Origin of the sequence: Streptomyces sp. NPDC097595 (assembly GCF_044761525.1) — a bacterium.
In the GTDB taxonomy this organism is placed as follows: domain Bacteria; phylum Actinomycetota; class Actinomycetes; order Streptomycetales; family Streptomycetaceae; genus Streptomyces; species Streptomyces drozdowiczii_A.
Genome location: NZ_JBIWCN010000005.1, coordinates 386259 through 394819, shown reverse-complemented (window position 1 = coordinate 394819; position 8561 = coordinate 386259). Strand labels below are relative to the sequence as shown.

The window sequence follows — 8561 nt, the reverse complement described above, 5'->3', positions numbered from 1 at the left end:
TGTGGGGTCAGGGGCGGCTGGTCAGGTAGCCGCCCATGGAGGTGAAGTACTCCGTCGCGGGCAGCTCGCGGCCGTCCTCGGTGCGGACCCGGGTGACGGCCAGTCCGTGGTTGCGACCGGTGCGGGCGTCGGCGCCGGCGACGATGACCACGCCCTCGCCCTCGCGGTAGAAGATCCGGCCGGGCGTTCCGCCGTAACGCCCCTCGGAGACCACACTGGCCAGGATCTCTATCCGCTTGCCCCGGTGGAAGGCGAAGGCGCTGGGGTACGGGGCCGACTGGGCGCGCACCAGACGCTCCAGGTCCTCGGCCGGCCAGGTCCAGTCGATCCGGATGTCCTCCTCGGCGCGCTTGTGGAAGAAGGTGGCCTGCGAGCGGTCCTGCGGGGTGAACTCCGTCTGCCCGTCCGCGATCAGGGCCAGTGCCTTGGTGGTGACGGGGGCGATGAGGTCGACGGTCTTGTGGAAGAGGTCGGTGGTGGTGTCCCTCGGGCCGACCGGGACGGACTCCTGCCGGACGATGTCGCCGGCGTCCAGCTCGTCGTTCATCATGTGCGCGGTGACGCCGACCTCGCTCTCGCCGTTGATGAGCGCCCAGATCAGCGGCGAGAAGCCCGCGTACTTCGGCAGCAGCGAGTCGTGCACGTTCAGGGTGCCCCGGGTGGGGAGCGCGAAGATGCGCGGCGGGATCCACGTACGCCAGTTGTTGGCCACGATGACATCGGGCTCGGCGGCCTTCAGAGCCTCGTACAGCTCGTCGTCGTCCGGGCGGTTGCGGATGAGGACCGGGACTCCGTGCTCCTCGGCGAGATCGGCGACGGAGTCGCTCCAGATCTTCTCGTAGGCGTGCTCGCTCCTGGGGTGGGTGACGACCAGCACCACGTCGTGCTCGGAGTCCAGGAGGGCTTGCAGGGTGCGGTGGCCCCAGGTCTGGTAACCGAACATGACGACCCGCATGGGGTTCCTCCTCGACGTAGAAACAAAGACAGGTAAGTAAAGCAAGGCTTACCTTATCTTGCAACGGAGGTGCGGAGTGCCCCAGTTGGGGTGACCCTGTGCCGGAGGTGCCCGAATCGCACCTATCGACAAGCGTTGACTGATTAGCTTAGGCTCACCTAAGTTCATCGGGCCGCTGTTTCGGCGTGCCCGTCCTTCGCCCGTTCCCCACATCCGACAGGCGGCTTCCCCGCACGATGGGAGTGACATGTCACAGGCTCGTCCTGGCGACGCAGCACCGGTCCACGACCTCATTGGTATCGGCTTCGGCCCGTCCAATGTGGCCATGGCGATCGCGATCAGCGAGCACAACGCGCGCTCCGGGACGCGGGAAGCGGTGACGGCCCAGTTCTTCGAGCAGCAACCGGCCTTCGGCTGGCACCGGGGCATGCTCATCGACGACGCCACCATGCAGGTCTCGTTCCTCAAGGACCTGGTGACGCTCCGCAACCCGGCCAGTGAGTTCAGCTTCCTCTGCTACCTCAAGAGCAGGGGACGCCTGATCGACTTCATCAACCACAAGAACCTCTTCCCGCTGCGGGTCGAGTTCCACGACTACTTCGAGTGGGCCGCCTCCCAGGTGGACGACCTCGTCTCCTACGACCACGAGGTCGTCGGGGTGACCCAGGTGGTCGAGGACGGCGTCGTGGAGTACCTGGACGTCACCGTCCGGTCCGGCGAGGGGCTGACGGTCCACCGCGCCCGCAACCTCGTCATCGGCACGGGACTGCGCCCGCTGGTGCCCGAGGGCGTCGAGCGCGGCGACCGCGTCTGGCACAACTCCGAACTGCTGACCCGGGTCGGCGAGCTGGACGGCACCTCGCCCTCCCGCTTCGTCGTCGTGGGCGCCGGGCAGAGCGCCGCCGAGAACGTCGCGTATCTGCACCGCCGCTTCCCCGGCGCCGAGATATGCGCGGTCTTCTCCCGCTACGGCTACAGCCCGGCCGACGACAGCAGCTTCGCCAACAAGATCTTCGACCCGGACGCGGTGGACGAGTTCTACGCGGCGCCCGAGAACGTCAAGCGCCGGCTGATGGACTACCACGGGAACACCAACTACTCCGTGGTCGACATCGATCTGATCGATGACCTGTACCGGCAGATGTACCAGGAGAAGGTGCTCGGCACCGAGCGGCTGCGCTTCCTCAACGTGTCCCGGCTCACCGCGGCCGAGGAGACCCCGGACACGGTGCGCGCCACAGTGAAGTCCCTCGTCACCGGCGAGGAGACCGTGCTCGACGCCGACGTCGTGGTGTTCGCCACCGGGTACAGCCCGGCCGACCCGTTGGGCCTCCTGGGCGAGGCCGCCGAGTACTGCCTGCGCGACGAGGAGGGCCGCGTCCGCGTCGAGCGCGACTACCGCATCGCCACCGACCCCGCGCTGAACTGCGGCATCTACCTCCAGGGCGGTACGGAGCACACCCACGGCATCACCTCGGCCCTGCTGTCCAACACCGCGATCAGGGTCGGCGAGATCCTGGACTCCCTGCTGGACCGGAGCGTCAAGGACGCCCCCGACGCCGCCCGCCCGGTCGCCGGGGACGGCACCCGCTAGACAGCCCGACCGCCCTCCGGGCCCGGAGGGCCAGAGAGATAACGTACGCGGACATGAGCACAACTGCAGTGGAGCGCCCCATACCCGGGGGCGTGACGGTGACCCGTCGCAGACGGGTCACCGGACTCGCCGCCCTCGCGGTGACGGTCCTGGTCGTGGGCGCGCTGTCGCTGATGGTCGGGGCGCGTTCGCTGAACCCCGGGGAGGTGTGGCACGGCCTGTTCGCCGGGCCGGAGGCCGACCAGCGGCTCTCCGACATCCGGCTCATCGTGCAGACGGTGCGGGTGCCCCGCACAGTGCTCGGCATCGTGGCCGGCATCGCGCTCGGGGTCGGCGGCGCGCTGATCCAGGGGTACACGCGCAACCCGATCGCCGACACCGGGCTGGTCGGGGTCAACGCCGGCGCCTCGTTCGCCGTGGTGTCGGTGATCGCCGTCTTCGGGTTCACCGACCCGCTCCAGTACATCTGGTTCGGGTTCCTCGGATCGGCGGTCGCCGGCGTCGTCGTGTTCGGCCTCGCCAGCATCGGCAGGGGCGCCGGCAACCCGCTGACCCTGGCCCTCGCCGGGCAGGGCGTCACGGTCTTCCTCGCGGCGATGACCACGGCCGTCGCCCTGTCCGACGTGAAGTCCCTGAACGTGCTGAGGTTCTGGAACGCCGGCTCGGTGGCGGGCATCGGTTTCGACGTCATCCGGCCCGTCACCGCGTTCGTCGCGGTCGGACTGGTCCTGGCCGCGGTCATGCTGCCCTCCCTGAATCTGCTCAACCTCGGTGACGACGTGGCACGCGGACTCGGCGTCAACATCGCGCTGAGCCGTACGATCGGCATCGTCGCCGTCACGCTGCTGGCGGGCGCCGCCACCGCGGCCTGCGGACCCATCGCGTTCCTCGGGCTCATGGTGGCGCACGTCGCCCGGTATCTGACCGGGCCCGACTACCGCTGGCTGGTGCCGTACGCGGGTCTGCTCGGCGCGGTCGTGCTGCTGGTGTGCGACATCGTCGGGCGCCTGGTGGTACGGCCCGGGGAGCTGGACGCGGGGGTCGTCGTCTCGCTGCTCGGCGCGCCGTTCTTCGCGGTCCTGGTGTGGCGAGGAAAGTTCAGGAGCGCATGAACGGTACGGAGTTGAAAGCATCGGTCACACCGGGCGTACGCGTCGGCGGCGCCTCGTTCGTCTGGCGGCCCTGGCTCGTCCTGGTCACCCTGCTGCTGGCGGCGGCCACCCTCCTGGTGTTCTGCCTGTCCATCGGCGTCGGCGACTTCCCGATCGGCCTGTCGCGGGTGATCGCCACGGTCCTCGGCGGCGGCGAGCAGGTCGACCGCTTCGTCATCATGGACCTGCGGATGCCGCGCGCCCTGGCCGGCGTCGTCGTGGGCGTCGCCCTCGGGGTGTCCGGCGCCATCACCCAGTCCGTCGCGCGCAACCCGCTCGCCAGCCCCGACATCCTCGGCATCACCGGGGGCGCCAGCGCGGTCGCCGTATTCCTGGTGACGGTGTCCGGCGGAGCCGCCACCGCGGTGACGAACACCGTGGGCCTGTCGGCGGCGGCGCTCCTGGGCGGTCTCGGAACGGGGCTGCTGGTGTACTTCCTGGCCTGGCGGCGCGGGATCGACGGCTTCCGGCTCGTCCTCATCGGCATCTCGGTCAGCGCGGCGATGGAGGCGATCACGACCTGGCTCCTGACGTCGGCCGACATCCGGGACGTGGCACGGGCCCAGGCGTGGCTGGTCGGCTCCCTGGACAACCGGTCCTGGGGCGAGGTCCGGGTGGCGCTCTGGTGCACCCTGGTCCTGCTGGCCGTGGTGGTCTGCCTGGCCTTCCAGTTCAAGCCGTTGCACCTCGGGGACGAGGTCGCCGCGGGGCTCGGCGTCCGGTTCAACCGGGTGCGGGCCCTGATGCTGCTGTGCGGGGTCCTGCTGGCCGCTTCGGCGGTGGGCGCGGCCGGTCCGGTGCCCTTCGTCGCCCTCGTCGCACCGCAGGTGGCGATGCGTCTGGCGAGACACCCGACGCCGCCGATGGCCGCCTCGGGACTGGTCGGCGCGCTGCTGCTGACCGGTTCCGACCTGATCGCGCGCACGGCCCTGCCCGACGGCCTGCCGGTCGGTGTGGTCACCGCCGCGATCGGCGGGCCCTTCCTGGTGTATCTGCTGGTCCGGGCGAACCTCAGGTAAATGACAGACGATTCGGACAACCCGAGCAGAGGGGGGCCAGTGGCCGCGCATCTCACCACCACGGAAACCAAGGCACCGGGCGGCGACGCCCCCCGGCTCGCCGCCAGGGGCATCAGGGTCGGCTACGGCGGCCGGACCGTCATCGACGGCCTCGACGTCGAGATCCCGTCCGGAGTGGTCACCACCATCATCGGGCCCAACGGCTGCGGCAAATCGACCCTGCTGCGCACCCTGACCCGGCTGCTGAAGCCGGCCGGCGGCGCCGTCGTGCTGGACGGCGAGGACATCGCCTCGCTCCGCACCAGGGACGTGGCGAAGAAACTCGGCCTGCTGCCCCAGGCGCCCGTGGCGCCCGAGGGGCTGACGGTCTCGGACCTGGTCGCCCGGGGGCGCCACCCGCACCAGAGCTGGCTGCGGCAGTGGTCCTCGGACGACGCCGACATCGTACGGCGCGCGCTCGCGCTGACCGGGGTCGCCGATCTCGCGGACCGGCCCGTCGACTCGCTGTCCGGGGGGCAGCGCCAGCGAGTGTGGATATCGATGACCCTGGCTCAGGGCACCGATCTGCTGCTGCTGGACGAACCCACCACCTATCTGGACCTGGCGCACGCGGTCGACGTGCTCGACCTGGTGGACGACCTGCACGAGTCCGGGTGCACGGTGGTGATGGTCCTGCACGACCTCAACCTGGCCACCCGCTACAGCGACAACCTCGTGGTGATGCGGGAGGGTTCGGTCCTGGCGCAGGGCCACCCCCGCGACGTGATCACCGCCGAGCTGCTGGAGGAGGCGTTCGGGCTGCGGGCCCTGGTGATCGACGACCCGGTCGGTGACCGGCCGCTCATCGTGCCCATCGGCCGTACCCACGTACGCCTGAAGTAGTTTCAGGTTCAAGGAAGTGCCCGAGTAAGGCTAGGCTGGCCTCACTCGGTCGGGATAAGGTTTGGCTGCCCTTACGAAGGGCCCAAATGACAGTGTGAAAGCAAGGGATTCGGATGCTCCTCGACAGAACCACGCCCACCAGGTCGCGGCGGCGGCTCGCGGCGGTCGTCACCGCGGCTGCCCTCGGTATCGGCCTCCTCGCGGGCTGCGGCTCCGACTCCGAGGACAAGGCGGCCGACAAGGCCCCGGCGGCCTCGGCGGACGGCGCCTTCCCTGTCACCGTGGAGCACGCCTTCGGGTCCACGAAGATCACCAAGGCCCCGAAGCGGGTGGTCTCCGTCGGCTACACCGACGACCAGGACATCCTGGCCTTCGGCATCAAGCCGGTCGGCATGGTCGACCAGTACCCGAACCCCGAGGGCAAGACCCCCGACATCAACACCCAGTGGCCCTGGACCAAGGACAAGTGGGGGGACACCCGTCCCGAGGTCATCATGAAGAACGGTGACTCCGGCCCCAACTACGAGAAGATCGCGGGCCTGCGCCCCGACCTGATCGTCGCCGTCTACTCCGAGATCGACCAGGCCGCCTACGACAAGCTGTCGAAGATCGCCCCCACGGTCGCCCGCACCAAGGGCGAGAAGGAGCCCTTCAGCGCCCCGTGGCAGGACAACGCGGTGCACATCGCCAAGGCCCTCGGCAAGGAGAAGGAGGGCAAGGAGATGGTGGCCGGTATCCAGGAGCAGCTGGACGCCGCCAAGAAGGCGCACCCCGAGTTCGCGAAGCAGACCGCCGTCTCCCTGTCCTGGTACGACAACTCGGTGGCGCCGTTCACCACCACCGACGTACGCGGCCGGCTGCTGACCGGCATCGGCTACCAGGGCGACACCGAGATCGACAAGATCGCCGGCGGCAAGTTCTACACCAAGCTCTCCCCGGAACGCATGGACCTCGTGGACGTCGACCGGGTCTTCGTCATCAACGACAAGGCCGACACGGACGCCCTGAAGAAGTCCGAACTCTTCAGCAACCTCAAGGTGTTCAAGGAGGGCCGGGTCACCTACCTCCTCGACAGTGAGGGCCCGGCGGTCGGTGCCGCCATCTCCCAGGGCACGCTGCTGTCCATGCCGTACGCGGTGGACGAGCTCGTGAAGGCGGCGGCCGCCAAGTGACGCTCGCCGCCCCCACCCTGCGCACGGCGACGGGCGGTGAGGCCACCCGCTGGCTCCTCGCCCACTGCCGCGCGGTGCCGTGGCTGACGGCCGCGACGCTCCTCACCACCGTGGCGGGGGCGGCACTCCAGGTGCTCCCCGTGCTGCTGCTCGGCCAGGTGGTCGACGGGGTGGTGGACGGCGAGTCGCGCACGGTACTGGTCCGGGTCGGGGCGTTGATGGTGGCCGCCGCGCTGCTCGGCGCGGCGGCCACCGCGGCATCCACGTATCTGATCGGACGGCTCGGCGCCGACCTGCTCGCGACCCTGCGGGAAGGCGCCGTCCGTGCGGTGCTGGGCATGCCGAGCACCCGGCTGGAGCAGGTCGGCCGGGGCGATGTGCTCTCCCGGGTGGGCGACGACGTCGCCGTGCTCTCCCGGGGCATCCGCAGCGCGATCCCCACCGTGTTCTCGGCGGGCGTGCTCGTCGCCATCGCCACCGTCGGCATGTTCGGCCTGGACTGGCGGCTCGGGCTCGCGGGCGCCGGTGCGCTGCCGGCGTACGCACTGGCGCTGCGCTGGTATCTGCCGCGCTCCGCCCCGCTCTACCGCAAGCAGCGCGCCGCCCAGGCCGACCGCGCCCAGGCGTTGATCAGCGGCCTCAACGGGATCGACACGGTCCGGGCGTACCGGCTGGAGGGCGCGTTCCGCGAGAAGGTCACCACCGAGTCCTGGCGGGTACGCGACCTGGGCGTCGAGGTGTTCCGGTTCTTCGGCCGGTTCGTCGGCCGGGAGAACCGCGCCGAGTTCATCGGCCTCGTCCTCATCCTCCTGGTCGGGTACGCCCTGCTGGAGGGCGACGCGGCCACCCTCGGCGAGGTCGCGGCCGCCCCGCTGATGTTCCACCGGCTGTTCACCCCGCTCGGCGCGATCATGTTCACGTTCGACGAGGCGCAGAAGTCGGGCGCGAGCCTGACCCGGCTGGTCGGGGTCCTGGGGGAGGACGCCGAGGAGCGGCTGGTGGGCGATCCCGAGGTGACGCCCGCTCAGAAGGTGCCGTATCAGGTGGTGGTGGAGGGGCTGACGTATGGCTACCCCGGCTCGGAGGAGCCGGTCCTGCGCGAGGTCAGCCTCACCATTCCGGCCGGCGGCTCCCTCGCCCTGGTGGGCGCCACCGGCGCCGGCAAGTCGACCCTGGCCGCGCTGATCGCCGGCATCGGCACCCCGCAGTCGGGGTCGGTGCGCATCGGGACCACCGATCTGGCGAAGGTGGACGAGGCGGGCGCGCGGGCCCTGGTGAGCATCCTCACCCAGGAGACCCATGTGTTCTCCGGCCCCCTCGCCGACGATCTCCGGCTGTCCGCGCCCGCGGCGAGCGAGGCCCAACTTCTGGACGCCCTGCGGACGGTCGGCGCCGCCGACTGGGTGGAGGCGCTTCCCGAAGGGCTGCGTACCGCGGTCGGCGAGGGCGGTGAGCGTTTGGACGTCACCAAGGTGGCCCAGATCGCCCTGGCCCGCCTGGTGCTGGCCCGGTCGCCCGTCGTGGTGCTGGACGAGTCCACCGCCGAGGCGGGCAGCGAGGGCGCCGCGGAGCTGGAACGCGCGGTGCTGGCGGCCTGTGCGGGCCGCACCACGCTGTTCGTCGCACACCGGCTGACCCAGGCGATGGCGGCGGACCGTATCGCCGTCCTGGACGCCGGGCGGGTGGTGGAACAGGGCTCCCACCAGGAGCTGGTCGCCCTCGGCGGCCGTTACGCCCGTCTGTGGAGGGCGTGGCGAGAAGGAAGTTAGGCCGTGCTTAGTTAGGTTA

Annotated in this window: 7 protein-coding genes; 6 read left to right on the top strand and 1 reads right to left on the bottom strand. The window is 70.3% G+C overall.

Annotated features, from left to right (window positions below):
- Positions 1–7 precede the first annotated feature (7 nt).
- Positions 8–955, bottom strand: a complete 948-nt coding sequence (locus ACIQZN_RS11150; RefSeq protein WP_403990676.1) for a methionyl-tRNA formyltransferase — start codon at positions 953–955, stop codon at positions 8–10.
- A gap of 247 nt (positions 956–1202) precedes the next feature.
- Here ACIQZN_RS11150 and ACIQZN_RS11145 point away from each other — a divergent pair, with 247 nt between their 5' ends.
- The 6 genes from ACIQZN_RS11145 to ACIQZN_RS11120 all read left to right on the top strand — a co-directional run bounded on the left by ACIQZN_RS11145 (position 1203) and on the right by ACIQZN_RS11120 (position 8542).
- Complete coding sequence (locus ACIQZN_RS11145; protein ID WP_403990673.1) at positions 1203–2549, top strand: lysine N(6)-hydroxylase/L-ornithine N(5)-oxygenase family protein; 1347 nt, start codon at positions 1203–1205, stop codon at positions 2547–2549.
- 53 nt (positions 2550–2602) lie between these two features.
- Positions 2603–3661: a FecCD family ABC transporter permease gene (locus ACIQZN_RS11140; RefSeq protein ID WP_403990670.1), complete on the top strand. Its 1059-nt coding sequence runs from the start codon at positions 2603–2605 to the stop codon at positions 3659–3661.
- A complete protein-coding gene (locus tag ACIQZN_RS11135; protein ID WP_403990667.1) occupies positions 3658–4719 on the top strand; it encodes a FecCD family ABC transporter permease in 1062 nt (353 codons plus the stop codon). The genes ACIQZN_RS11140 and ACIQZN_RS11135 overlap by 4 nt, the downstream gene beginning before the upstream one ends.
- A gap of 39 nt (positions 4720–4758) precedes the next feature.
- Positions 4759–5601 (top strand): ABC transporter ATP-binding protein, encoded by an 843-nt coding sequence (locus tag ACIQZN_RS11130; RefSeq protein ID WP_403990664.1) that lies wholly within the window; start codon positions 4759–4761, stop codon positions 5599–5601.
- 113 nt (positions 5602–5714) lie between these two features.
- The gene (locus ACIQZN_RS11125) at positions 5715–6773 is read left to right on the top strand and encodes an iron-siderophore ABC transporter substrate-binding protein (RefSeq protein ID WP_403990661.1); all 1059 of its coding nucleotides are present in this window, start codon (positions 5715–5717) and stop codon (positions 6771–6773) included.
- Positions 6770–8542: an ABC transporter ATP-binding protein gene (locus tag ACIQZN_RS11120; RefSeq protein WP_403990658.1), complete on the top strand. Its 1773-nt coding sequence runs from the start codon at positions 6770–6772 to the stop codon at positions 8540–8542. Before ACIQZN_RS11125 ends, ACIQZN_RS11120 begins: the two co-directional genes overlap by 4 nt.
- The last annotated feature ends 19 nt before the right edge of the window (positions 8543–8561 follow it).

Excerpts from the sequence above, each read along its gene's own strand:
- ACIQZN_RS11125 (WP_403990661.1), top strand. The coding sequence starts at position 5,715 with ATGCTCCTCGACAGAACCACGCCCACCAGGTCGCGGCGGCGGCTCGCG.
- ACIQZN_RS11135 (WP_403990667.1), top strand. The coding sequence starts at position 3,658 with ATGAACGGTACGGAGTTGAAAGCATCGGTCACACCGGGCGTACGCGTC.
- ACIQZN_RS11140 (WP_403990670.1), top strand. The coding sequence starts at position 2,603 with ATGAGCACAACTGCAGTGGAGCGCCCCATACCCGGGGGCGTGACGGTG.
- ACIQZN_RS11145 (WP_403990673.1), top strand. The coding sequence starts at position 1,203 with ATGTCACAGGCTCGTCCTGGCGACGCAGCACCGGTCCACGACCTCATT.
- ACIQZN_RS11150 (WP_403990676.1), bottom strand. The coding sequence starts at position 955 with ATGCGGGTCGTCATGTTCGGTTACCAGACCTGGGGCCACCGCACCCTG.